Origin of the sequence: Streptomyces sp. NPDC020299, from assembly GCF_044387825.1 — a bacterium.
GTDB lineage: Bacteria > Actinomycetota > Actinomycetes > Streptomycetales > Streptomycetaceae > Streptomyces.
The window spans coordinates 115,473-140,992 of record NZ_JBIRWL010000008.1; the positions used below are offsets into that span (position 1 = coordinate 115,473).

The 25,520-nt window shown below is 73.3% G+C and carries 17 protein-coding genes and 1 pseudogene; 15 read left to right on the plus strand and 3 right to left on the minus strand.

Annotated elements, in window-relative coordinates; all coding sequences use genetic code 11:
* Nucleotides 1-42 precede the first annotated feature (42 nt).
* The 15 genes from ACH45E_RS21560 (at nt 43) to ACH45E_RS21630 (ending at nt 22,425) form a co-directional block, all read left to right on the plus strand.
* Nucleotides 43-765, plus strand: coding sequence for an FAD binding domain-containing protein (locus ACH45E_RS21560; RefSeq protein WP_361445263.1), 723 nt, complete (start codon nt 43-45; stop codon nt 763-765).
* A 130-nt stretch (nt 766-895) separates the two neighbouring features.
* Entirely contained in the window at nt 896-2,332 is a 1,437-nt protein-coding gene (locus ACH45E_RS21565) for a WGR domain-containing protein (protein WP_399041229.1), read from the plus strand.
* Between the two features lie 65 nt (nt 2,333-2,397).
* The gene (locus ACH45E_RS21570) at nt 2,398-2,820 is read left to right on the plus strand and encodes a DUF6003 family protein (protein WP_361445269.1); all 423 of its coding nucleotides are present in this window, start codon (nt 2,398-2,400) and stop codon (nt 2,818-2,820) included.
* Between the two features lie 117 nt (nt 2,821-2,937).
* Nucleotides 2,938-3,399, plus strand: a complete 462-nt coding sequence (locus ACH45E_RS21575; RefSeq protein WP_361445272.1) for a hypothetical protein — start codon at nt 2,938-2,940, stop codon at nt 3,397-3,399.
* A 208-nt stretch (nt 3,400-3,607) separates the two neighbouring features.
* Complete coding sequence (locus ACH45E_RS21580; protein WP_361445275.1) at nt 3,608-5,479, plus strand: M1 family aminopeptidase; 1,872 nt, start codon at nt 3,608-3,610, stop codon at nt 5,477-5,479.
* A 104-nt stretch (nt 5,480-5,583) separates the two neighbouring features.
* Complete coding sequence (locus ACH45E_RS21585; RefSeq protein WP_361445278.1) at nt 5,584-5,994, plus strand: hypothetical protein; 411 nt, start codon at nt 5,584-5,586, stop codon at nt 5,992-5,994.
* Nucleotides 5,991-7,907 (plus strand): GMC oxidoreductase, encoded by a 1,917-nt coding sequence (locus ACH45E_RS21590; protein ID WP_361445281.1) that lies wholly within the window; start codon nt 5,991-5,993, stop codon nt 7,905-7,907. Before ACH45E_RS21585 ends, ACH45E_RS21590 begins: the two co-directional genes overlap by 4 nt.
* Entirely contained in the window at nt 7,904-9,736 is a 1,833-nt protein-coding gene (locus ACH45E_RS21595) for a peroxidase family protein (RefSeq protein ID WP_361445284.1), read from the plus strand. The genes ACH45E_RS21590 and ACH45E_RS21595 overlap by 4 nt, the downstream gene beginning before the upstream one ends.
* 1 nt (nt 9,737) lies before the next feature.
* Nucleotides 9,738-11,768, plus strand: coding sequence for a serine protease (locus ACH45E_RS21600; RefSeq protein ID WP_361445287.1), 2,031 nt, complete (start codon nt 9,738-9,740; stop codon nt 11,766-11,768).
* Between the two features lie 208 nt (nt 11,769-11,976).
* Nucleotides 11,977-13,503, plus strand: a complete 1,527-nt coding sequence (locus ACH45E_RS21605; RefSeq protein WP_361445290.1) for an acyl-CoA carboxylase subunit beta — start codon at nt 11,977-11,979, stop codon at nt 13,501-13,503.
* Between the two features lie 84 nt (nt 13,504-13,587).
* Nucleotides 13,588-15,336 carry a fatty acyl-AMP ligase gene (locus ACH45E_RS21610; protein ID WP_361445293.1) on the plus strand — a complete coding sequence of 583 codons (1,749 nt, stop codon included), beginning with the start codon at nt 13,588-13,590 and terminating at the stop codon, nt 15,334-15,336.
* On the plus strand, nt 15,333-19,352 hold the full coding sequence (locus ACH45E_RS21615; RefSeq protein WP_361445296.1) for a type I polyketide synthase: 4,020 nt from the start codon (nt 15,333-15,335) through the stop codon (nt 19,350-19,352). Before ACH45E_RS21610 ends, ACH45E_RS21615 begins: the two co-directional genes overlap by 4 nt.
* Nucleotides 19,353-19,371: 19 nt before the next feature.
* Entirely contained in the window at nt 19,372-20,313 is a 942-nt protein-coding gene (locus ACH45E_RS21620) for an alpha/beta hydrolase family protein (protein WP_361445299.1), read from the plus strand.
* 122 nt (nt 20,314-20,435) lie between these two features.
* The gene (locus ACH45E_RS21625; protein ID WP_361445302.1) at nt 20,436-21,701 is read left to right on the plus strand and encodes a helix-turn-helix domain-containing protein; all 1,266 of its coding nucleotides are present in this window, start codon (nt 20,436-20,438) and stop codon (nt 21,699-21,701) included.
* Between the two features lie 82 nt (nt 21,702-21,783).
* Nucleotides 21,784-22,425, plus strand: a complete 642-nt coding sequence (locus tag ACH45E_RS21630) for a cutinase family protein (RefSeq protein WP_361445305.1) — start codon at nt 21,784-21,786, stop codon at nt 22,423-22,425.
* 60 nt (nt 22,426-22,485) lie between these two features.
* On the opposite strand, the gene ACH45E_RS21635 is transcribed toward ACH45E_RS21630, so the two are convergent.
* The 3 genes and pseudogenes from ACH45E_RS21635 to ACH45E_RS21645 all read right to left on the minus strand — a co-directional run.
* The gene (locus ACH45E_RS21635; RefSeq protein ID WP_361445841.1) at nt 22,486-24,156 is read right to left on the minus strand and encodes a hypothetical protein; all 1,671 of its coding nucleotides are present in this window, start codon (nt 24,154-24,156) and stop codon (nt 22,486-22,488) included.
* Between the two features lie 186 nt (nt 24,157-24,342).
* Nucleotides 24,343-25,140 carry a HEAT repeat domain-containing protein gene (locus ACH45E_RS21640; protein WP_361445308.1) on the minus strand — a complete coding sequence of 266 codons (798 nt, stop codon included), beginning with the start codon at nt 25,138-25,140 and terminating at the stop codon, nt 24,343-24,345.
* 96 nt (nt 25,141-25,236) lie between these two features.
* A pseudogene (locus ACH45E_RS21645) lies at nt 25,237-25,372 on the minus strand (DNA gyrase subunit B); the annotation flags it as partial.
* Between the last annotated feature and the right edge of the window lie 148 nt (nt 25,373-25,520).

Sequence of the window (25,520 nt, forward strand, 5' to 3'; positions counted from 1 at the left end):
TGCCCCTCAGCCGCCCTCTTCACAGGAAGGCAGGTCGGCGCCGTGCTTCTGCGTCTGCCCACGTCCGTGTCCGAAGCGCAGGAGTGCCTGGCGGAGGGGGCGGTGCCGGTCGGCGGCGCGACCCTGGTGTGGGCCGCCTGGCAGCGGGACGGCTTCCCCGAGCAGGCGCTGTCACTGCGCGCCCTGCCCGAAGCCAATGCCGTCGGGCGGGAGACGCTGGGCGCGGCCGTCGTCCTGAACCAGGTGGGCGACTCGGTGCCGGAGGTGCTGCGCCGGGCGGCCGGCTCGGTGGGGACGGGAGCCGTGCGCCGCGCGGCCACGGTCGGCGGCAACCTCGTCGGCAGCACCCTGCGCTGCCTGCTGCCCCCGGCGCTCGTGCTGGACGCCCGGTGCACGGTGCTCGAGCCGCAGAGCCGCTACGAGACCGACCTCGCGGAGGTGCTGGCCAAGCGTCCTGTGCTGCTCAGCCTGCACTGGCGCGAACCGCTGGTCAGCGGGTACCGCAAGCTGCCCGGCGACGCGGGCGGGCAGCCCCCGCTGGTGGTCGCCGCCGCCGTGCACGCCGAGGGCGGCGGGGCCCGCCGGCTGCGGGTCGCGGTACGTGACGGCTACGAGGTGCTCAGCGAGAGCACTCCGTGCGACACCGGTGCCGAGCAGGCCCTCGACGCCCTGCGGCACACGGACATCGGGGCGCTGCCCGCCGCGGCCCGGGACGTCGTCCGCGCGGAGGTCACCACCTTGTTGACCCGCCTCGCCGGCCGCTGAGGAACCGCCTCTCTCCCCCGCCGCCTCACGGACCGATTGTCAGTGCCCTCCCGTATGTTCCGGTCATCGAAGGCGGACGGCCGAGTCGTCGGTCCGCCGTGGGGACACATGCGTGCGGGAGGGGTCTGTCGTGGCGGAGACGACGTATCTGGAGCTGTCCGAGGACGGTGGCGGAGCGCACAAGTTCTACGAGGTGACGGTCGACGGGGTCACCGTCACGGTGCGCTACGGCCGTATCGGCGCGTCCGGCCAGGTGCAGTCGTCGTCGTTCGCGACACCGGCCAAGGCGCGGACGGCCGCGGCGAAGAAGATCGACCAGAAGGTCCGCAAGGGGTACGCGGCGGCCGTTCCCGGTGGCCGGGCCCCGCGTCCCGTGACCCGGCGTCAGGTCAGCTCCGCGCCGTCCACGGCGCGCTCCACGGCGCCCGTGCTGTGGCGCTTCCGTACCGGTTCCGCCGCGTTCGGCATCCATGTCGACGAGGAGCGCGTGTGGGTGGGCAACCAGGCGGGCGATGTCCACACGCTGGGCCACGACGGCGAGGTGCTGGCCCGTTACGGGCTCCCTGACGGCGTCAAGTGCCTGGTGGCGGACGACTTCTGGATCTACGCCGGGTGCGACGACGGCAGGGTGTACGACCTGTCCTCGAAGCTGCCGTTCGCCGCGTACGAGATCGCGGCGAACGTCGACATCTTCTGGCTGGACATCCACGAGGGCGTGCTCGACGTCTCCGACGCGGCGGGCGGTCTCACCGTGATCGACCACGAGGACGAGCACCAGTGGTCCAGGCGGTCGTCCGGCCGCCATGGCTGGATGGTGCGGGCGGACGAACGCGCCGTCTTCCACGGGCACCGCGACGGTGTGACGGCCTACGCCCCCGACGGGAGCGGCCAGTTGTGGCACACCGACACACGCGGCGGCGTGCTGTTCGGCTGGCAGGAGGCGACGGCGGTGTACGCGGGCACGGACCGCCATGTGGTGCAGCGGCTGTCGAAGGCGAGCGGGCGGGTCGAGGCCGTCTACCCGTGCGACGACGTCGTGTACTCGTGTGCCACGGCCCCGGGAGGCCGGTACGTCTTCGCCGGTGACAACGCCTCCTCCGTCTACTGCTTCGACGCCTTCGGCACCCGGCTGTGGAAGCTGCGCACGGGCAACGGCTCGGCCCTGTCCATGCAGTACTTCGACGAGCGGCTGTACCTGGTGACCACCGACGGGACGCTGGTGTGCGTCGACACGTCGGAGGCGGCCATCGCCGCCGCCCAGCAGGGTTCGCTGCCCGTCACCGTCGACGTCAAGTCGGCCGCCGCCCTGCCCACCTACAACCCCGCGACCTCGGTGTCCGCCCTGACGACGATCAGCGCCCCGCCCGCGGGTGGAGTGGTCGTCGAGTGCGTCCAGCAGGGCGGCCGGATGCGGGTCCACGTCGTCTCCGAGGGCTTCGAGCCCGGCTGGAACGTACAGTTCCCGCGCGAGGTCCGGGAGCCGGGCGCGCGCTACGTGGTGGACGCCGTCCACCCGGCGGCCGGGGGCTTCTACCGCGTGCGCGGCGAGATACGCCGGGTGCGGTGATCCGGCCGCTACGGGGTACCGGTAAGCAGTGATCAGCCGGTCAAGTCCCCCGGAGGAGGCCCGAGATGACCGACGATGCCTACCTGTTCCTGCTCACCGGGACGGCCGTGCCGCTCGGTGTCCCGCCCGCGGCCGTGGGCGAGCTCGCCTGTATGGAGACCCCGGCGGTGCGGGCGTGGCTGGACGCGCAGGGCGTGACGGCGACGTCCCCGAAGCTGCGGCTGGTGCCGCCCGAGGACACGGCGGCCATCCCCGGGGACGCGGAGCGGCTGCCGGTCCCGCTCGGGGACGAGGAACTGAGCCGGTTGCGGCAGCACAGCGGCCCGGAGAGCGTGGCCCGCGTCGAGAAGGAGCTCCTGGCCTACCGCGACTGCACCGACGGCCGGGACGCCCTGCTGGGGCGGGCCCTGGCAGCCGGTGTCCCGCTGAACCGCATCGTGGAGCTGACCGGCGAGGATCCCGCCGCCGTGGCGGCCGCCGCGAGATGAGGGGACGGGGCGGTCCGTTCCTCCGCCGCTGTTACTCCTGCGCTGTTACTTCGCCGCAGCGTGGGAACTCGGAGTCCTGCCCGTCGACCGCACCACGCGCACCAGGGGGTACCTCGGATGCGACCACTGACCAAGGGACTGCTGGCGGGGGCGGCCGGCACCGTCGCGCTGAACCTGGTGGCCTACGGCGACATGCTGCTGCGCGGCCGGCCGTCCAGTGACATGCCGGCCCAGGTCGCGGACCGGATCGCCGACCGCGTGGGGGTGGGTCTGGGAGACGACGGGGACTCAGGCGCCGGGGAGGCCCGCGAGGAGGCCGCCGGCGCTCTTCTCGGCTATGTGACCGGGCTCGGGGTGGGGGCCGCGTACGGGCTGCTGCGCGGGGGCGACGGATCGTTCCCGGCCGTGGCGGCGGGGCCGCTGATCGGGGCCGCGGCCATGGCCGGCAGCGATGTCCCGGCCACCGTGCTCGGGGTGACCGACCCCACCTCCTGGGAACTGACGTCGTGGCTGTCCGACATCGCGCCCCACCTCGCCTACGGTCTCACCACCGCCTGCGTGTACCAGGCACTGCCCTGACCGACCGGCGTTCCGCCACCGGCCCGTGCCCTTCGGCGCGGGCCGGTGGTGTGCCGGGAGGGACTTTCCCGCACGCGACCTGGCATGCCCTGGTCAAATCTGTCACGCTTCGAGCGGTACACGCAGCCCACGGCCGTCCCGGCGCACCCCAGCCGGCCGGACGGCCGCCGAGCAGGCCGGAATCCCGGCCGCCGCAAAGGAGTTTCGTGTGAGACCGACCCCCCACAGAACCGTCCGCAAGGCCCTCGCCGCGGGCGCGCTCGCCGTCGCCGCGACGGCGGCCCTCACGCTGCCGGGCACCCCCGCGGCAGCCGCGCCGGCCGCCGCCGAGCGGGCCGCAGCCTGCACCCCGGCGCAGGTGATGACCAACGGCGGCTTCGAGAGCGGTACTTCGCCGTGGAGCCAGTCCTCGACGAGCGTCATCACCAGCCGCTCCGGCCAGAGCGCCCACGGCGGGGCCTCCTTCGCCTGGCTGGACGGCGTCGGCAGTACGCACACCGACACACTGACACAGAGCGTCACGGTCCCGACGGGGTGCAGCAGCGCCACCCTCACCTTCTGGCTGCACATCGACACCGCCGAGACCACCTCGTCCACCGCGTACGACAAACTGACGGCGAAGATCGGCAGCACCACGCTGGCGACCTACTCGAACCTCGACAAGAACACCGGCTACGTCCAGAAGTCCTTCGACGTGTCGGCGTTCGCGGGCCAGACCGTGAGCGTCGCCTTCACCGGCACCGAGGACTCCAGCCTCCAGACCAGTTTCGTCGTCGACGACGTCGCACTCGCCACCTCCGGCGACACCGCCCCGCCCGCGGACTCCACCCGCACCCCGGCCGCGCCCTCGTACACCGTCAGTCTGAGCAGCAACACCAGCGGCACCGTGTGGACCGGTCACGAGAGCGCGACCTTCACCAACGCCTCCGCCACCGCGCTCAGCGAGGTGTACCTGCGGCTGTGGGACAACTACCACGGCACCTGCTCGGCCCCGCCGATCACCGTCAGCAATGTCACCGGCGGCACCGCGGGCGCCCTCTCCGTCTCCTGCACCGCCCTCCAGATCGCCCTGCCGACGCCCCTCGCGCAGGGACAGAGCACCACGATCGGCTTCGACCTGGGCATCACCGTCCCCAGCGGCGCCGACCGTTTCGGCTACGACGGGGCCTTCAGCTTCATCGGCAACGCGCTGCCCGTGCTCGCCGTCAAGGACGGGTCCGGCTGGCACCTGGACCCGTACACGAACAACGGTGAGTCGTTCTACTCGCTGGCCGCCGACTTCCGTGTGACCCTCGACCACCCCACCACCCTGCTGGTGCCCGCCACGGGTACCTCGGCCGACACCCCCGGCTCCAGCGGACGCACCGTCACCACCGCGACCGCCGCCAAGGTCCGTGACTTCGCCTGGGCCGCCGGGCCTTTCACCAAGATCTCCGGTACCTCGACGTCCGGTGTCCCGGTGAACGTCTACTCCGTCTCCGGCATCAGCTCCTCCAGCGCGCAGTCGATGCTCACCACCGCGAAGTCCGCCGTGGACGCCCACGCGGCACGGTTCGGCGCCTACCCGTACGGCGAACTGGACGCGGTGCTCGACAACAACTTCTGGTTCGGCGGCATGGAGTACCCCGGTTTCGTGCTGGACCTGGTCAGCACCACCGCGCTCACCCACGAGACCGGCCACCAGTGGTGGTACGGCATCGTCGGCGACGACGAGTACAACAGCCCCTGGCTGGACGAGGCGTTCACCGACTACGCCACCGACCTGGCGCAGGGCAAGACCGGCACCAGCTGCTGGAGCAGCGTCTCCTGGGCCTCGTCAGCGGAGAAGATCACCAACTCGATGGCCTACTGGGACGCCCACTCCTCCCGCTACTCCACCGTCGTCTACGGCTACGGCAAGTGCGCCCTGCACGACCTGCGCCGCCTCCTGGGCGACACCGCCATGGCGAAACTCCTGAAGGACTACGCCACTTCGCACTGGTACGGCGTCTCGACCACCGCCGAGTTCAAGGCCGCCGCACAGGCCGCGACGACCACCGACCTGACCTCGTTCTGGTCCACACACCGCATCGACGGCTGACCCCGGCACCGGACGGGCGCGTAGCCCGAGGTGCGAGGGAGGATTCATCACCATATCGTGGAATGTGGAGTGCTTCCAGGGTGTTCCTCTCCCCAGGAGCCGTCATGGCCACGAAATCCGCCTCCCCTCGTTCCGCCTCGGTCTACGCGCTCGCCGGTATCCGGATACTCAACGGCGCGACCGGACTGCTCGCACCCGATCTGCTGATCCGGCGCCTCGACCCCGACCGTGAGCCGCCCAGCCCGGCGGCCATCTACGCCTTCCGGCTGTTCGGGATCCGTACGATCCTGCTCGGCCTCGACCTGCTGACCAACCGCGGCGAACGGCTGCGGGAGGACCTGCGCGAGGGCATCCTCATCCACGGCAGCGACACCGCGACCGCGGCCTCCCTCGGGCTCGGCGGCAGGCTGCCGCCGCGAACGGCCGCGCTGACCACGCTCATCTCCGCCGTCAACACCGCCCTGGCCGCCACCGCCGCCGACTCCCTCGGAGATCCGAAGGGCAAGCGGAGGTGACCACTCAGCCGCTTGTCTCCGGCCCGGCCGAGACGGGCTTCGACTACGTGGTCGTCGGCGCCGGTGCGGGCGGCGGCCCGCTCGCGGCCAACCTCGCCGCCGCGGGATTCCGCACCCTGCTGCTCGACGCGGGCGGCGCCGAGGACGACGACGACTACGCCGTCCCGGCCTTCCACGCGGACGCCTCCGAGGACCCGGTCCAGTGCTGGAACTACTACGTCCGGCACTACGCCGACGAGCAGCAGCAGCGGCGCGACAGCAAACTCGTACCGGACCGGGGCATCCTCTACCCGCGCGCCGCGGCGGTCGGCGGCTGCACCGCGCACCACGCGCTGATCACCGTCTACCCGTACAACGCCGACTGGGACGCCATCGCGGAGGAGACCGGCGACGCCACCTGGCACAGCACTCCCATGCGCCGGTACTTCGAGCGGCTGGAACGGTGCACGTACCGGCCGAGGCCCAAGGAACCACCGCGCAACGCCCTGCTGGCCGCGCTGCTGAAGGCCGTGCCGGCCCTCGGCGCCCGCTATCGCAACGACGCCCGGCACGGCTTCGACGGCTGGCTGCCCACCGCACTCGCCGACCCCGAACTGGCCGTCACCGACAAGCAGTTGCTGAAAGTGGTGCTCTCCGCCGCCGAGGACGCGCTGGCCGGCTTCCTCGACCGGCCGCTGTCCCCGCTGGAGGGATTCGGGTCCTTCGTCGACCCCAACGACTGGCGGGTGCAGACGCACGCCCTGCAAGGTCTGTGGCAGATCCCCCTCTCCACGGCGGACGGCCGGCGCAGCGCCGTGCGGGAGCGTGTGCGGGCCGTACAGCGCGACCACCCCGGTCGGCTGGAGGTCCGTACGCACGCCCTCGCCGCCAGGATCGTGCTGGACGGGGACGGAGCGGCGAGGGGCGTCGACTACCTGCACGAGGCGCACGCCTACCGGGCCGATCCCTGCCGGCCCGAGGCCGCCGGACCACCGGCCCTGCACCGGGTCCTCGCCTCCCGAGAGGTGATCCTGGCCGCCGGAGCCTTCAACACCCCCCAGCTGCTGATGCTTTCGGGCATCGGACCGCGCGAGGAACTGGGGCGGCACGGCATCCCCGTACGGGTCGATCTGCAGGGCGTCGGCGCCCATCTGCAGGACCGCTACGAGGTCGGCGTGGTCAGCCGGGCGGACCGTCCGTTCCGGATCGTCGAGGGCTGCGACTTCCACGCCCCGGCGCCCGGAGCCGAGCCGGATCCCTGCTACCGGGCCTGGCGGCGCGGCGAGGGGCCCTACACGACCAACGGCGCCGTCGTCGGCATCACCCGCAAGTCCCGCCCGGAGCTGGACGCCCCCGACCTGTTCATCTTCGGCGGCCCCTTCGACTTCCGCGGCTACCGCCCCGGGTACTCCCTCGAACTGACCCGTCACCGGGACCGCTTCACCTGGGCCATCCTCAAGAGCCGCACCCACAACACCGGGGGGCGGGTGCGGCTGCGCTCCACCGACCCCCGTGACACGCCCCTGGTGAACTTCCACTCCTTCACCGAGGGCACCGACAAGGACGGTGTGGACCTCGAAGCGATGGCCGGTGCCGTGGAGTTCGTGCGCGGCATGAACCGCAGGGCCTCGCCCGTGATCCGCGAGGAGCTGTGGCCCGGCGAGCGGGTCGCGGGCCATGACGCGATCCGCCGTTTCGTCCAGGACGAGGCCTGGGGCCACCACGCGTCCTGCACCTGCCGGATGGGGCGGGCGGACGACCCGTCGGCCGTCGTCGACAGCCGTTTCCGGGTGCGCGGTGTGGACCGCCTGCGGATCGTCGACGCCTCGGTGTTCCCCCGTATTCCCGGCTTCTTCGTCGCCGCGCCCATCTACATGATCAGCGAGAAGGCGAGCGACGTGATCCTCGAATCCGCACAAGGAGTCTCACGATGAGCACGCAACGAGCCGGTTACCGTACCTCACTGCCCTGGCGGATCCTCACCACCGTCGCCGAGAAGGTCGACCGGCGCGTCGGCTGGGACAAACTGCCCGTCGTCGCGGGCCTGCTCACGCTCTTCGGCCTGCGGGTCAGGCTGCGGCAGAAGAACCTCCAGGACACCAGCCACCTGCCCGCGGTCAACCTGCCGGAGCCCGCTCCCCCGTCCACGGGCAACAAGGTCAACCGCACCGCCGACGGCAGCCACAACGACCTCGGCGAACCGCGGATGGGCATGGCGGGCAGCCGCTTCGGCCGGAACATCCCGCTCGAGAAGATCGCCCCGGCCACGCCCGCGGACGTCCTGTCCAGGCCGAACCCGCGCGAGGTCAGCCGGGCCGTGCTCACCCGTCGCGAGCTGGTCCCGGCCGAGTCGGTCAACTCGCTGGTCTCCGCCTGGCTCCAGTTCATGATCCGGGACTGGTTCAGCCACGGGACCAGCCCGGCCGACCGGCCCTGGGAAGTCCCCCTCATGGACGACGACCCGTGGCCGGAGCACCCCATGCGGATCATGCGGACCCCGGACGACCCGACCCGAGACCCCCAGGCACCGCCCGGAACGCCCGACACCCGCGTCAACGTCTCCTCCCACTGGTGGGACGCCTCCCAGATCTACGGCTCGAACGAGACGGAACAGCGGCTGATGCGCACCGGCGAGCTGGGCAGGCTGCACCTGTGGGACGACGAGCAGTCCCCCATCCCCTCGGACCCCTCCCGCGATCCCTCGCAGGTGCCCGGCTTCTGGCTGGGCCTCGCGATGATGCACGACCTGTTCACCCGGGAGCACAACGCGATCTGCGGCCATCTGCACGCCGCGTACCCGTCCTGGGGCGACGAGGAGCTGTTCCAGCGGGCCCGGCTCGTCAACGCCGCCCTCCTCGCCAAGATCCACACCGTGGAGTGGACCCCGGCCGTGATCAGCCACCCCACCACCGTCGAGGCACTGCGCACCAACTGGTGGGGCGTCGCGGGCGAACGCGTCCACAACCTGTTCGGCCGGATCAGCGACAGCGAGGTCGTCAGCGGCATACCCGGCGCCAAGACCGACCACTACGGCGTCCCCTACGCCCTCACCGAGGAGTTCGTCGCCGTCTACCGCATGCACCCGCTCATCCGCGACGAGTGGCATCTACGCTCGGCCGCCGACGACTCGACCCTGCGCCACTGCACCCTCCGCGACATCTCGGGCCCCGGGGCGCTGAAGTTCCTGGAGACCACGGAGATGACCGACCTGCTCTACAGCTTCGGCACGCTCCACCCCGGGCTGGTCACCCTGCACAACTTCCCCAGGTTCCTCCAGGAGTTCGAGCGTCCCGACGGTCATCTCCAGGACCTCGCCGCCACCGACATCCTGCGCTCCAGGGAGCTGGGCGTCCCCCGTTACAACGAGTTCCGCCGGCTGCTGCGGCTGAAGCCCGCGGCAGGCTTCACCGAGCTGACGGACAACCCGCAGTGGGCGCAGGAGATCGAGCGGCTCTACGACGGTGACGTCGAGAAGGTCGACCTGTCGGTCGGGCTGTACGCGGAGAAGCTGCCGCGCGGATTCGCCTTCAGCGACACCGCGTTCCGCATCTTCATCCTGATGGCCTCGCGCCGGCTGAACAGCGACCGCTTCTTCACCGAGTACTACACGCCCGAGGTGTACTCGAAGGCCGGTCTGGCCTGGATCGACGACAACAGCATGGTGACCGTGCTGCTGCGCCACCACCCCGAGCTGCGCACGGCCCTCGCCGGACTGGACAACGCCTTCGTGCCGTGGCACCCCGCCGCAAGGGCGGCGAGCTGACATGGGGGCCGCGGACAGGTCCCGCGAGGAGGCCCGGCGCCACATCGCGGCGGCCGCCGACCGGTACCGGGAGACCAGCGACGAGCGGCATGCGGTCGAACAGCAGCAGGACGCCGGGGTGGCGTTCCCGGACTCGCAGGAGCACCTCGCCGCGCGCGCCGCACGCCTGCTCGACCGGCAGGCGGTGCCCGCCGCCCTGGCGGTCGAGGCCGTCCGTGCCGAACCGCTGGCCCCGCCCGCCGCGTACGAACGCATCCTCGGGGCCTCCAAGGAGCTGCAGGCGTGGAGCTTCCTGCCGCGCGGCGCCCGGGCGGCGCGTACCGTCGCCCGGATCTCGGTGCGCGACGGTGGCCGCGAACTGCCGCTCGGTACCGGATTCCTGGTGTCACCGAGTCTGCTGATGACCAACCACCACGTGCTCACCGACGCGGCGGCGGCCCGGCAGTGCTTCGTGGAGTTCGACGCCCAGGTGACCGTCGACAACGCGCCACAGGCCCCGCTGCGGCTGGAACTCGACCCCGACGGGTTCTTCCTGGCGGACCAGAGCCTGGACTTCGCCCTGGTTCTGGTCACCGCGGGACCGGACGGGCGGGCGCCGGGTGAGACGTTCGGCTGGAACCGGCTCAGCGCCCAGCCGGGCAAGCTGGTCATCGGCGAGCCCGTCAATGTCGTCGGGCACCCGATGGGGCGTCTGAAGGAGATCGCCGTCCGCGACAACATGCTCCAGGTGCGGCTCGACGACTTCCTCCACTACAAGACGGACACCGAGCCCGGCAATTCCGGCTCCCCGGTCTACAACGACCAGTGGGAGGTCGTCGCGCTCCACCACAGCGGTGTGCCCAGAACCGACGACCAGGGCCGGATCCTGCGTACGGACGGACAGCTCTGGCAGCCCGGTGACGGCGACGACGCGATCGACTGGGTGTCCAACGAGGGCGTACGCGTCAGCTCGATCCTCCGGCACCTCGCCGCCCTGCCCCTGACCCCGCCGCAGCGGGCGCTGCTGACCGGGATGGGACCGGAGTCCGGCCTGCAGGCGGTCCAGGCGCCCGCCGGGCCCACGGTCACCCCTGCGGTCACCGTGCCGCCCCCGGCCCCCGAGCGGGCCGCCACGGGGGTGGCGAGCCTGCCCGCGCGGGCCGGCGCGTTCGGCGGCGACCGGCATCTGGTCTTCCTGCATGGCCGCTCCCAGGAGGGCAAGGACCCCGAGAAACTGCGCCGCGAGTGGACGGCCGGACTCAACCAGGGGCTCGTAGGCGCCGGGCTCCCGCCGGTCGATCCGGCCGACGTCTGGTTCCCCTTCTACGGCGACAGACTGGTGCAGGCCCTCGCCCCGCACGAGGCCGTCCCCCGCGCCGTGGAGGCCACGGCCCTCGCGGCCGCGGAGGCGGTCGCGCCCGCCGATCCCTACGCGCACGCGGCGTACGAGGACATCGTCGGCGAGGCCGCCACCCAGTGGGACATCCCCCGGGAGGGGCTGCCGGTCGCCGAACGGATCGGCCTGCCGGACGTGGTCGGGGCGCTGCAGCGGCAGCTCAGCTGGCTGGCCGCCAGGAGCGACCTCGACGCGCTGACCATCAGCCTGGTCTTCCATGACGTGGCCGCCTACCTGGAGGAACCGCGCGTCCGGAAGGACGTCCTGGACTGCGTGCTCGAGACGATGCCGGACGCGGGAGAGGTGGTGCTCGTCAGCCACAGCCTCGGCACGGTCGTCGGCATGGACCTCACCACCCGGCTGTCCCCCGGCGTGCGGGCGATCCACCTCACCACCGCGGGAAGTCCGCTGGGCCTGGACAGCGTGTACAGCAGGCTGCTCGTCGGCGGGCCGAAACGTCCGGACAAGGTGGTGGACTGGCTCAACGCCTGGTGTCCGACGGACGCGGTGGCCATCGGCTGCCCGCTGGCCGACGACTGGGCGGACGGCCTTATGGACCTCGCCGTCCTCAACGCCCGTGACCGGGCGCACAGCATCGTGGAGTACCTGTCGCACGCCGAGGTCGCCTCGGGGATCGGCAAACACCTTCTCGGCTGAATCGGCACATCAGGGGCCGCCGCCGGGCGGCCCCTTGTCACGCCAGGACGAACCCAGCCCCCTCGGGACTCACATCCGGCACACAGAGAGGCGTTCCTCTCGGCCAATTCCTGAGTCGCTGCCATATTCGAAAGCCACTTCGGAGGTGGCTGTGACGACCGAGGCGACGACATCCGAGGCGCGGGACACGCGGGAGACGGAGCCCCACGTGTCCGACCGCACCGCCGACCGCATCACCGAGCTGGAACACCGCCGCACGCGGGCGGTGGCGGCGGGCGGGCCGCGAAGACGGGGGGAGTTCACCGCCCGGGAGCGGATCGGCCTGCTGCTCGACGCCGGTTCCTTCACCGAGACCGGCCTGTTCGTCCGGTCCCGGCCCACCGGCGACGGGGCCCGCCGCCCGTACGGCGACGGGGTGGTCACCGGGCACGGCACGGTGGACGGGCGCCCGGTGTGCGTCTTCGCCCAGGACTCCACCGTGTTCGGCGGCAGCATGGGCGAGGCCTTCGGGGAGAAGGCCGTCGCGCTGATGGAGCTGGCGCTGAAGACCGGCTGTCCGGTCATCGGGCTCAACGACGGAGGCGGCGCCCGCATCCAGGAGGGCGTCGCCTCGCTGGCCCTGTACGCCGAGCTGGTGCGCCGCAACGTGCGGGCGTCCGGGGTGATCCCGCAGATCTCCGTCATCCTGGGACCGTGTGCGGGCGGGGCCGCGTACTCACCCGCCATCACCGACTTCACCGTGATGGTGGACGGCGCCTCGCACATGTTCGTCACCGGGCCCGACGTCATCGAGACGGTCACCGGCGAGCGCACCAGCGCCGAGGACCTGGGCGGGGCCCGCACCAGCAACACCGTCAACGGCAACGCGCACTTCCTCGCCGCCGACGAGGAGGACGCCCTCGACACCGTGCGCGAGCTGCTGTCGTACCTGCCCGCCAACAACCTCGACGCCCCACCGCGGTACGCCCCGGGCGCGGCGCCCGACGACGGGCGGCTCGACGGAATCGTCCCGGACCGGCTCGGGCGGGCCTACGACATGCGCGAGATCCTGCGCGCGGTCGTCGACGACGGCGAACTGCTCGAAGTCCAGGAGCTGTTCGCGCCGAACATCGTCTGCGCGCTGGCCCGCGTCGAGGGCGGTTCGGTCGGCGTCGTCGCCAACCAGCCGCTGCACGCCGCCGGTGTCCTCGACATCGACGCCTCCGAGAAGGCGGCGCGCTTCGTCCGGTTCTGCGACGCGTTCGGCATCCCGCTGCTGACCTTCGCGGACGTCCCCGGCTATCTGTCCGGTGTGCGCCAGGAGCAGGGCGGGATCATCCGGCGCGGCGCCAAACTGCTGTACGCCTACGCCGAGGCGACCGTACCGAAGGTCACCGTCGTGGTCCGCAAGGCGTACGGCGGCGGGTACGCGGTGATGGGTTCCAAGCACCTGGGCGCCGACATCAACCTGGCCTGGCCCACCGCCCGTATCGCCGTGATGGGCGCCGAGGGCGCGGTGGGCGTCCTGCACCGGCGGGAACTCGCCGCCGCCGAGGACCCCGAGGCGCTGCGCGACCGCCTCGTCGCCGCGTACGAGAGCACCCACGGGACGCCCTACCTCGCCGCCGAGCGCGGATACGTGGACGCCGTCATCGCCCCGCGCGAGACCCGCGCCCAGGTGTGCCGTGCGCTGCGGGCGCTGCGCGGCAAGCGTGCCCCGATGCCGGAGCGCCGGCACGGCAACATCCCGCTCTGACCGCCGTTACCGCTCCGGCCACTCCGGCCGCTCTGACCGCCCCGCCCCGCAAGCCCGTTTCCGTGACGTGAGGAGCCACGCCCGATGGACAGCCGCCGCCCCCCGCTCGCGCCCGCGTACCGGACCCTGCCGGAGTACGTGCGGCACTGGGCCGAGACCATCCCGGACCGCCGGGCGTTCACCTTCGTCGACCATCCCGTCCCGAACTCGCGGGGTGTCCACCGCACCCTGACCTGGCGGCGCCTGGACCTGCGGGTGCGGGCGCTGGCCGCCCGGCTCGCCGAGGAGGCCAGGCCCGGGTCGCGGGTCGCGCTGCTGTGCCCGCAGGGGACGGAGTACGTGACCGCCTTCCTCGCGGCGCTCGCCGCCGGCCTGGTCGCCGTACCGCTGTATCGGCCCGGTCTGCCCGGGCACGGCGACCGGCTCTCGGCGGTCCTGGCCGACGCGCGTCCGGCGGCCGTCGTGACGACGAGCGGGACCCTGGAGGAGGTACGGGAGTTCTGCGCGGGCACACCCGTGCCGATCGTCGTCGCCGACCAGGTGCCCGACGCGGCCGCCGGACAGTGGCGGCCCGGCACGCCCGACGACACGGCGGTCGCCTATCTCCAGTACACCTCCGGCTCGACGCGCACCCCGGCCGGTGTGGAGATCGGCCACGCCAACGTCGTCGCCAATGCCCGGCAGGCGCTGACCGCCTACGGTGCCGACGACCATCCGATCACCTGCGTGGGCTGGCTGCCGCTCTACCACGACATGGGGCTGGTGCTGAGCGTCGCGGCCCCGGTGGTGCGGGGTGTGCTGTCGGTGCTCATGGATCCGACCGCGTTCCTGCACGAGCCGGTGCGCTGGCTGCGGCTGCTCGGGGCGCATCGGCGTGCGGTGAGTGCCGCGCCCAACTTCGCCTACGACTACTGCGCCTCGGCCGTCACCGACGCGCAGCGGGCCGGCCTGCGGCTGGACGGCGTCGCCGCGCTGATCAACGGCAGCGAGCCGGTCCGCCCGGCCACCGCCGACCGCTTCCACGAGGCCTTCGCCGCGCAGGGGCTGGCGCCCGGGGCGCACTGTCCGTCGTACGGGCTCGCCGAGGCGACCGTCTTCGTCAGCGCCGCCCGGCCCGGGGAGCCGCTTCGCCGGTTCGCGCTGGACCGCGACGCCCTCGCCGCCGGAAAGGCGCTGCCCGCGCGGCCCGACGACGCCTCGGCCGTGCTGCTGGCCGGCTGCGGCACCCCGGCGGGCCAGCGGGTCGGCATCGCGGATCCCGTGTCCCGGGCCGCCCTGCCCGAAGGGGAGGTCGGGGAGATCTGGGTGCGGGGGCCGAACGTCGGACGCGGTTACTTCCACCAGGAGGAGCAGACCCGGCGGGTCTTCGGCGCCGCGTTCGCCGGCGAGGCGGCCGGTGAGGGCGGCTGGCTGCGTACCGGTGACCTCGGGACGTTCCTGGACGGCCAGTTGATCGTCACGGGCCGGCTGAAGGACCTGATCGTCGTCGACGGCCGCAACCACTACCCGCAGGACGTGGAGGCCACGGCCCAGGAGGCGCACCCCGTCGTGCGGCGCGACCGGCTCGCCGCCTTCGGCATACCGGGTGACGAGGGGGAGCGGGTGGTCGTGGTGGCGGAGCACGTGCGGACCGTGAGCCTCGCCGGGATCGACGTACCGGAGCTGGCACGGGCCGTGCGCGCGGCCGTCTCCGCCCGGCACGGGCTGCGGCTCGCCGACGTCGTCCTCGTCGCGCCGGGCACCGTTCCCCGGACGTCCAGCGGGAAGGTGTCGCGTGCGCTGACCCGTGCGCGGTACCTGGAGGGCGTCTACGCGGCGCGGGGCGCGCGGTGAGCACCGTCGACGCGAGCGCGCTGCGCCGCCTGATCGCGCGGCGGGTGGCCGCCTGGAACGGCGGCGCCGTCGGGGACGTCCCCATGGACCGGCCGCTGGCCGACCTCGGGATGGCCTCGCGGGACGCGGTGGTCCTGGCCGGGGAGCTGTCCCGGCTGACGGGCCGTGAGCTGCCGTCGACCCTGCTCTGGGAGGCGCCCACGGGGGATGCCCTGGTGGCACACCTGTGCGGCCCGGCAGGGCCGACAGGCCCGGCGGTTCCGGCGCAGGAGGACGCACCGGCGGTGCCCGAAGTCCCGGCCGTCCCGCCGGCCCCCGGGGAACCGGTCGCGGTCATCGGGATCGGCTGCCGGCTGCCCGGGGGTGTGCACGGCCCGGGCGACTACTGGCGGCTGCTGAGCGAGGGCGCCGACGCGATCCGGCGGGTCCCCGAGGACCGGTGGCGCGACTTCACCGCGTTCCCGCCCGCCGACGCGCCCCGCCACGGCGGCTATCTGGACGACATCGCCGGGTTCGACGCGGACTTCTTCCGCATCACCCCGCGCGAGGCGGCCGTGATGGACCCGCAGCAGCGGATCCTCCTGGAGGTCGTCCACGAGGCCCTCGACCACGCCGCCGTCCCGGCCGCCTCCCTCGCCGGCACCGCCACCGGCGTGTTCGTCGGCGTCTCGGCGCCGGAGTACGGCCGGCTCACCGCCGCCGACCCGGTCACCGTCGACCCGTGGGCCCCGGCCGGGGCGGCACTCGGTGTCACGGCGGGCCGGCTGGCGTACGTCCTCGACACGCGCGGGCCGAGCATGGCCGTCGACACCGCCTGTTCGTCGTCACTGGTCGCCCTGCACCAGGCGTGTGTGAGCCTGCGTACGGGCGAGAGCGACATGGCGATCGCCGCCGGGGTCAACGTGCTGCTCTCCCCCGCGGTCACCGTCGCGTTCCGGCGTGCGGGGGCCCTCGCTCCCGACGGACGGTGCAAGCCGTTCTCGGCGGCGGCCGACGGCATCGGACGCGGCGAGGGCTGTGCGGCCGTACTCCTCAAACGGCTGTCCGACGCCGAACGGGACGGCGACCGCGTCCTGGCCGTCGTCCGCGCCACCGCCGTCAACTCCGACGGCCGCTCCAACGGCCTGCTGGCCCCCAGCCCGGCCGCCCAGCAGGCGCTGCTGCGGACCGCGTACGCACGAGCCGGACTCGTCCCCGCGCACGTCGACCTCGTCGAGGCGCACGGCACCGGTACCCCGCTCGGCGACCCCATCGAGGCGGGCGCGCTCGGCGCCGTGCTCGGTCCGGGCCGCGACCCGGACCAGCCGCTGCTGCTCGGCTCGGTCAAGGGCAACCTCGGCCACCTGGAGTCCGCGGCGGGCATCGCCGGGCTGGTGAAGACGGTGCTGGCGCTGCACCACGACCTCGTTCCGCCGTCCCTGCACTGCGCCGAGGGCGGCTCCCCGGTCGACGCCCGGCTGCGGGTGGTGACCGAGCCGGAGCCGTGGCCCCGCTACGGCGGCACCGCCACCGCCGGGGTCTCGGGGTTCGGCTTCGGCGGCACCAACGCCCATGCGGTACTGGAGGAATGGCGGCCCGCTACCCTGTCACCCGCCCCCGCCGAGGAGCCGGCCGCCCGGCTGCACCTGCTCTCCGACCTCGACGCGGAACGGGTCCGGGACACCGCGGCCCGGCTCGCCGACTGGCTCCTCACCCCCGAGTCAGGCGCCGCGCGGCCGGCCGACGTGGCGCGCACCCTCGCGGGGCGCACCGGGCGCGGACCGGTGCGTGCCGCCGTCGTCGCCAGGGACCGGGAGGAACTCGCGGAGGGGCTGGTCGCGTTGGCGGGCGGCCGTCCCCACGCGCGGGTCGTGACCGACGACCGTGATCTCGTCGGGCGCGGGCCGGTGTGGGTGTTCTCCGGGTACGGCAGCCAGTGGCCCGGCATGGGGCGCCGGCTGCTGGCCGAGGAGCCCGCCTTCGCCGCCGCCGTGGAGAAGCTCGACGCCCAACTCGCCCCGGAATGCGGCCTGTCCCTGTACGACCAGCTGGCGTCCGGGGCGGCCCTCGACCGGCTGGAGGTGGCCCAGCCCGTCCTGTTCGGCGTCCAGGTGGCGCTCGCCGAGCTGTGGCGGTCCCACGGTGTCGAACCCGCCGCCGTCATCGGTCACTCCATGGGCGAGGTGGCCGCCGCGGTGTGCGCGGGCGCCCTGGACGTGTCGGACGCGGCCCGGGTCGTCGCCGTACGGGCCCGGCTGCTCAGCGGGCTGCGCGGGGGCGCGATGGCCGTGGTCGACCTCGACGACGCCGCACTGGACACCCTGGAACGGGACTTCCCCGGTGTGCACATCGCCGTCCACTCCTCGCCCGGCCAGAAGGTCGTCACCGGCGAGGAGCCCGCGGTGGCCCGGCTGGTGCGGCGGCTGGAGCAGGAGGGCCGGGCGGCGCGGGCCATGCGGGTCGCCGGCGCCGGACATTCACCCCAAGTAGACGGGCTGCTGCCGGAGTTGACGGAGGCGCTGGCCGACGTCCAGGGCACGGCGCCGCGCGTCCCCGTCTACTCCACCGTCCTCGACGACCCGCGCGGCACCTGCGCGTTCGACGCCGCCCACTGGGCCGCGAACCTGCGCCGGCCGGTGCACCTGGACCGGGCCGTGGCGGCAGCGGCGGCCGACGGGCACACCGCGTTCGTCGAGATCTCCCCCCATCCGGTGCTGACCCGGCCCGTCACGGACACCGCGCCGGGTGCGCTCGCCGTCGGCACACTGCGCCGCGACGCGGACGGCTCCGCCGACTTCCTGACCCGATTGGGCAGCCTGTACGCGGCGGGGGCACGCCTGCCGCTGCCGGCCGGCCGGGTCGTCGACCTGCCCGCGCCGCGCTGGCGTCATGTACGGCACTGGTGGACGGACGGCCGTCCGACCGCCCCGGCCGCCCCCGCCCCGGCGGCGCCGCTCGCGGAGGAGACCGCCTGGGCGGACGACACCTCCGTCCTCGCCCGCCTGTGCCACCACATCGCCGCCGTCACCGGTCACCCCACGGCCCGTATCACTCCCGCCACCGCGCTCGCCGACCTCGGTCTTGACTCACTCATGGCGGTCCGTGTCCGCGCTGCCGTGGAACGCGAGTTCCGGGTCGGACTCCCCCTGCGCGACCTGCTCGGCGCCACGACGGTCGAGGAGGCGGCCGGCCGTATCCAGCAGGCGCTCCACCAGGCCCTCCCTTCAGGCGCGCTCCGCCCCCTGCGCACCACCGGCTCCCGCCCCCCGCTCTTCCTCGTCCACGCCGCCGGCGGCACCACCGACGTCTACCGCGCGCTCGCCGACCGGCTCGGGGACGACCGGCCGGTGTACGGGCTGGACCGGGTCGAAGCGGCCCGGACGGTGCCGGAGAAGGCGCGGCACTACGCCGAGGCGGTCGCCGCCGCCCACCCCGACGGCCCCTGCCTGCTGGGCGGTTGGTCCTTCGGCGGCTTCGTCGCCCAGGAGACCGCGCGCCTGCTCACCGCCGCCGGACGGGAGGTGGAACTGGTGGTGCTGATCGACTCCGTACGGCCCCTCCCCCAGCCGGGCCGCACCCCGGCCGACCGGATCCGCGCCCACTTCACGGGCTTCGCCCGGCATGTCGCCGACACCTACGGGGTCCGGCTGGAGCTGCCGTACGACGAGCTCGTCGCGATGGACGACGACGGCGAGCGCATCGACGCCGTGCTGAGCGCCCTGCGCGGGGCCGCCGACGTGCCCGCCGCGGCCCTGGAGCACCAGCGCGCCTCCTACCTGGACCTGAGGACCGGCGAGGCGCACCGCCCGGGCCGCCACGACGGGCGGGTGGTGCTGTACCGGGCCACCGAGCCCGCTCCGCACACCGTGCGCGACCCGGCGTACGAGCGGGACGACGAGGCGCTCGGCTGGGACGAGGTGTGCCCGCGCCTGACCGTCGTCCCGGTCGCGGGCCACCATCTGTCGCTGCTCGACCCCCCACACGTCGACGAGCTCGCCGCCCATCTGCGGCGCGAACTCGCCGCGCAGAGCCGCTGAAACGGAACGAGGAGCCGCCATGCCCCACCCCACCACCGGAGTGTCCCGACGCGCCGTCGCCAAGGCGGCGGCCGCCGGCTCACTGGCCGTCCTGTTCGGCGCCGCGGGCACCGCGCGGGCCGAGGCCGCGACCCAGGTCGGGCCGCGCACCTTCGACCTCACCGTGTCCTCCGCCGCGCTGGGCCGCAGCGCGCCGCTACGGCTGATCCTGCCGACGGACTTCGCCACGCGGACCGGGCGGACCTACCCCGTGCTGTACCTGCTGCACGGCGCCCACGACGACTACACCTCCTGGACCCGGGAGACGGACATCGAGGCCTTCACCGAGGGCCGCGACCTGATCGTGGCGATGCCCGACGGGGGCCCCACCGGCATCCCCACCGACTGGCTCAGCGGGCCCGACTACGAGACCTTCCAGCTCACCGAGGTCCCGGCGCTGCTCGCCCGGGACTACCGGGCCTCCGGCGTGCGGGCCGTCGCCGGGGTCTCCACCGGCGGCTACGGGGCCATGGCCCACGCGGCCCGCCACCCGGGCGCGTTCACCGCGGCGGCCTCCTACAGCGGGATCCTGGACACCACCGCGCCCGGAGTTCCCCCCGTCGTGGACGCCATCGTGGCCCGCGAGAACCTGCTGCCCCTCACGCTCTGGGGGAACCCGGTCCTGAACCTGCTCACCTGGCAGGGCTACAACCCGCGCGCCCGCGCCTCGGGGCTGCGCGGCACCCCGCTGTACGTGTCCAGCGGCAGCGGACTGGCGGGCGGCACCGACGAGTTGTGGCCCGAAGCGCTGGAGAGCGCCCTGTGGCTGTCCGCGCACGCCTTCACCGACACGCTCACCCTGCTGGGCATCCCGGTCACCACCCACTACTACACCGGAGGGGCCCACAGCTGGACGTACTGGAAACGGGAGTTCACCGCGTCATGGCCGATGCTCGCCCGTGCACTGGGAGTGCCGGAGTGATGTCGGTGCCGTCGGGGCACGGAACGGAGCGCAGGGGGCGTCCGTCCAGCACGGGACATCTCCCTCGCCCCACGGGCGACGGCCCGAGGGTGAGCCGGTTCCGGGTGAAAGGAGTGTCCGCGATGGCGGTCCCCACCCCGCGCGGAGTGCCGGCCGGTCCGGTGGCCCCACCGTTGCCGCCCGGCCTGGCCGAACTGCTGCGCGCCCAGCTCGACACGGTGGCCGACGAGGTGGAGGAGGAGGTCCGCGGCCAGGTCCCCGAGTACGCGAGGCCGGCCGACGGGAACTACCGCAGGAACCTGCGGGCCGGAGTGGAGCTGGCGCTGACCCTGTTCGTCGACCACATCGCCGACCCGCGCGGCCGGGGGGACGCGATCGCGACGACGTACTACGAACTCGGGCGTGGGGAGGCCCTGGAGGGCCGCAGCCTGGACGCGCTGCAGTCCGCGCTGCGCGTCGGGGGGCTGCACGCCTGGCGGCTGATGGGCCGTACGGCCAAGGAGCTGGGGCTGGACTCCGCGGTGGTCGCCGCGCTCGGCGAGCTCGCGTTCCGGACCGTGCACGAGGTCGCGGAGGCCGCGGCGGCCGGGTACGCCGAGGCCCGGTTGCGCAGTACGGACGAACTGGAGCGGCGCCGCAGACGGCTGCTCGACCTGCTGCTGGGCGACGGGCCGGTGTCACCGGAAGCCGTGCAGGACCTGGCGCACGCCGCGCGGTGGCCGGTGCCGCGGCACGTCGCCGTCGTCGCGCTCGCGGCCACCCCGGACGAGCGCGAGGAGGACCGGCCGCTGGCGGCGGCCGGCGCACTCGTGGACATGGGATCGAGGCCACCGCGGATGCTGATGGCCGACCCGGACGGCGCGGGCCGCTTCGGCGGGCGGGCGTTCGCCCTCGCGCTGCGTGGCCGCCCGGCCGCGATCGGTCCGACGGTCCCGCTCACCGAGGCCGCTCAGTCGCTGCACTGGGCGGCCCGGGCGCTGGGGCTGATGGGGCGGGGGATCCTGCCCCGCCAGGGCGTGGTGCGCTGCGCCGACCATCTGTCGACCCTGCTGCTGCACAGCGACGAACCGCTGCTGGCCCAGCTGGAGGCGCGGGTCCTCGCTCCCCTCGACACGGTCTCCGACGGCCAGCGCGGCCGGCTCGCCGAGACGCTGCTGGCCTGGCTGCTCAGCGGCAGCAACGTGCCGGACGTCGCCGCACGGCTGCACGTCCACCCCCAGACGGTCCGCTACCGCCTGCGGCAGCTGGAGAAGCTGTTCGGTGACGCCCTGCACGACCCCGGCACCCGCCTCGACCTCATTCTGGCGCTGCGCGCCGGGGAGTTACGGGAACCCTCCGCACTCACATCGGCAACAAAAACCATGGAATCTCTGAATTCCCGTCCATAACAGCCCGTCAGTGAAAGCGAATACCTTCAGGGCATCCTTTTCCGCAGGCGCGTCGACGCGCCCCACCCCGCAAAGGATCCCCATGCGCATCCGCTTGTGCCTCGCCGCGCTCTCGCTGCTCGGCGGGGCCGGACTGACCACCCTCTCGGCACCCACGGCCTCGGCAGCCACCTGCTCGGACATCGACGTCGTCGCCGCCCGCGGCACGTTCGAGCCGGGCACTCTCGGCGCGATCGTCGGCGACCCGGTGTATTCCGCGCTCCAGAAGAAACTGACGGGCAAGACCCTGTCCAGCTACAAGGTGAATTACCCCGCGGACCTTTCGCTCACCTCGGCCGCGCAGGGCAACGCGGACGTGGTGAACCACGTCGCCGGTCAGGCCGCGGCCTGTCCGAATCAGCGTTTCATTCTCGTCGGCTATTCGCAGGGTGCGAACGTCGTCGACAACTCCATCGGCATCAGCAGCGACGGCGCGGTGGTCGGCAGCCCCATCGTGGCCACCATCCCCGCCGCGCTCGCGCCGAGGGTCGCCGCCGTGCTGCTGTTCGGCAACCCGATCCGCGCCCTCGGCAAGAGCGTCACCGGCACCTACCAGAGCCGCACCATCGACTTCTGCGCCAAGGGCGACCCCATCTGCGAGAACGGCGGCGGCGACGTGCTCGCGCACCTCGGCTACGGCGCCGACGCCGACGCGGCGGCCACGTTCGCCGCGGGCAAGGTCTGATCCGCGTAACACACCAGGGGCCCGGGAGGAGATCCTCCCGGGCCCTTCGGCGCGTGCGGGCTACTGCGGTGTCTTCGCGAACCGCGCCAGGTTGGTGGAGACCGGCTCGGGCCGTCCGTCGTTCTGCGCCGGCGCCGCGGTCAGCACGTCGAGGTGCTGGTAGCCGGCGGCGACCACGGGGTGCAGGTCGGCCGGGATCCGGCCCGCCAGCAGCCCGTCGCCCGCGAGCACCGTGAGCGTCGGGTTGGCGGTGAGTCCCTCCGGATGTGCGACGAGCCGCTTCACCTGCGGGGAGGTGGCGAGTTCCAGGTCGGTGACCAGTTTGGTCGGGAAGTACTGCTCGGTGAAGTCCAGCGGCTGCTGGGCCAGGCTGCGGGCCAGTTCCCGGATGTCGGTGACCTCCTTGCCGGCGTCGGTGAAGGGCGTGCCGTCGGCCGACCGGTACCCGGGGTCGTCCGGGTCGCCGACACGGTCGTAATTCCGCCATGTGTACAGCGGCCCGTGGGGCTGGTCCGGGATGGCCTTGTACCCGACCCCGAACAGCGCGGGCTGCTGCGAACCGCCGTTGGCGACGGGGAAGTTCTTGTCGGTGACCGGCCCGCCGTCGAAGAAGCCCACGCTGCTCTGGAGGAACGCCAGCGGTACGGAGTTGTCGTCCATCAGCGCCCCGAGCACGGCGTCGTTGGTGAGCCGGAAGTCCTTCACCGCGGGTGAGCCGGTGAGGAAGGTGGCGGCGTCCTTGGAGAACAGGAAACGGTTGGTCGCCTCGATGTCGACGTTCGCGGGCAGGTAGCCCGGCAGGTCGGCCTCGCCGTCCGGATCCTGTACGGCGCCCACGCCGGCGATGGCCAGCAGGGTCATCGTCTCGGGGTTGAGCAGGACCGGCGCGGACAGGGAGCGCGGCAGCACTCCGCTGTCGAGGCCGGCCTGTACGACGCCGTAACCGAGGCCGATGTCGGGCAGGTCGGTGTCGTCCGGGATGCTGCCGCTGAGGTCGGCGAGGGAGGTGGAGACGGTGGTGTCGAGGGCGAAGTAGCCGGCGCACTGGTTGTATCCGGCGTCGGTCGTGGTGGCGGCGTCGCCGTCGAAGTCGGCGGCCGCGAAGTACCCGGTGATCACCCCGCCGAGGGAGTGCCCGCCGCACAGCACCTTCCGCTTGCGCAGTTGCCGGCCGGGCAACTCGGCGGTGAGCAGGTCGTACTGGTCGCGGACTGTCTGCTCGATGCCGAGCTTCGCCATCCAGCCCAGTTGGTCGTTGCCGGTGAACCCGGCGAAGGTGCGGCCGTCGACCTGCTTGCCCCGGTAGTAGTAGTCGACGGCCGTGTGCTGGTCGCCGGAATCGATGCCGGTGTGGTCCTCCAGGCAGTTGGAGCGCCGGTCCAGGGCCCAGAACTCGATGTGCTCGCCCTGCCCGGCGGCGCGCGCCACGGTGTCCCGGGCGACGCTGTCGAAGGCCCCGGCGCCCTCCAGGATGCCCGGCTGGGCGACCAGGATCCGGTCGGCGTCGGCCGACGCGGCCGGACCGTCGGTGGCGCGGTAGCGCAGGTACGACAGCCAGTCGCACGCTGCCGGGCGGGTCCCGAAGGACGCCGGCAGCGGCACCTTCACCCGCACCACCGACTCCGTCACTCCGGTCACCGGGCTCGTCGACGCCACCGGCGTCTCGGTCCGCGTCACCGCTGCCCGCGCGCCGGGGGCCACCGCGGTGAGCGCCCCGGTGGTCAACAGCACCGCCAGCGCGACACGGGGCAGGGCCTTCGCGGTTCTTCCTCTGCTGTCACTCGTGTTGCTGCGACTCGTTTTGCCGCGACTCGTCTTCATAGCCGGACGGTAGGACCGCGCGGGCGGCACGCTCGGGCGATGCTCACAACAACGCAGCAGTTGAGAGCGCCTTTGTCACGCCGGGCAGGGTACGCCTCAGGCCCGGACGGCCGCCACCGCCTCGCGGACGTCCGGGTGCGGGTCGCCGGCGAGGCCGTCCAGCAGCTCGGCGACCCCGGGCGTGGACCAGCGGGCGACCGCCCACACCAGCTCCTCCCGCACACCGGGGTCGGGATGGCCGCTCAGCCGGGCCAACCGGGCGAGCGGACCCCGGCGGCGCATCCCGAACCAGTGCAGTGCCTCCCGCAGCGCGGCCGGGTCTCCCGGATCACCGGCCGCCGCGACCCGGGCCAGCAGCACCCTCGCCGAGGGCGGCGGCCCGTCCAGCGGATGCGGCAGCCGCTCGCGCAGGCGCCGCGCCCCGTACCCGCCGCGCTCCCGGCAGCCGAAGCAGGTGCACGGCCGGGTCCCGTGCGCGTCCGGCCGGTACCGCCAGCCCACCGTCTGCGGCACGGCCCTGATCCGGTGCACCTCGCGCGGCCGGATCGCCCGGGGGACGAACACCTCCCAGCCGCGCGGGTCCTCGAGCACCGAGATCCGCCGCACCGCTTCGGCGGCGGTGACGGTGACCTGGGCGTCGCGCGGGCGGTCCGCGTACCGTCCGACCAGCACCCGCTGGCCGTCGTCCAGTCGCACGTGCACGGCGACGAGCCCACCCCGGCTCCCGGAACGGGCCAGCTCGCGCAGCCATTGATGAGTGAGGGCGTACGACGGCAGCACCGGGAAGCAGTACACACCGCGCGCACCGCCCTGTCCGAGACTGCTCCCGCGGATCCCGGATCTCCGGTCGCGCGGCGTGTCGGCCGCCGAGGTCAGGTGCACGAACATCGCCATGACCCGGCATGCTAGGGCCTGTCTGACAATTCCCGCCTGCCACGCGACGCCTGGCACGCACGCTCGCCGCGTTGCCGAACCACCCACGTGGCTCCGCCACCTCGAACACCTGGTGGTGCAGCCCTCGCTCACCGGTCGAACCCACATACATCCCGGGGCGTTTCCGGATGGCTTCCCGGCCCTCCAGCACCTGAATGTGGGCGGCGGCGTACGGATTGGCGGCGTCACTCATGAAGTCCCCCTCCAACGGGTGTCCCAGCGGAACCCCAGCCTAGGCGGATACGCGGAAAACACCAGGTCAGGGCGTATTTGCCGAGGGCATCGGTGGGCGGGTGGCGGCCTGCCGGGAGTCGGACGGCCCGGGAGCCGCGCACGGCGGT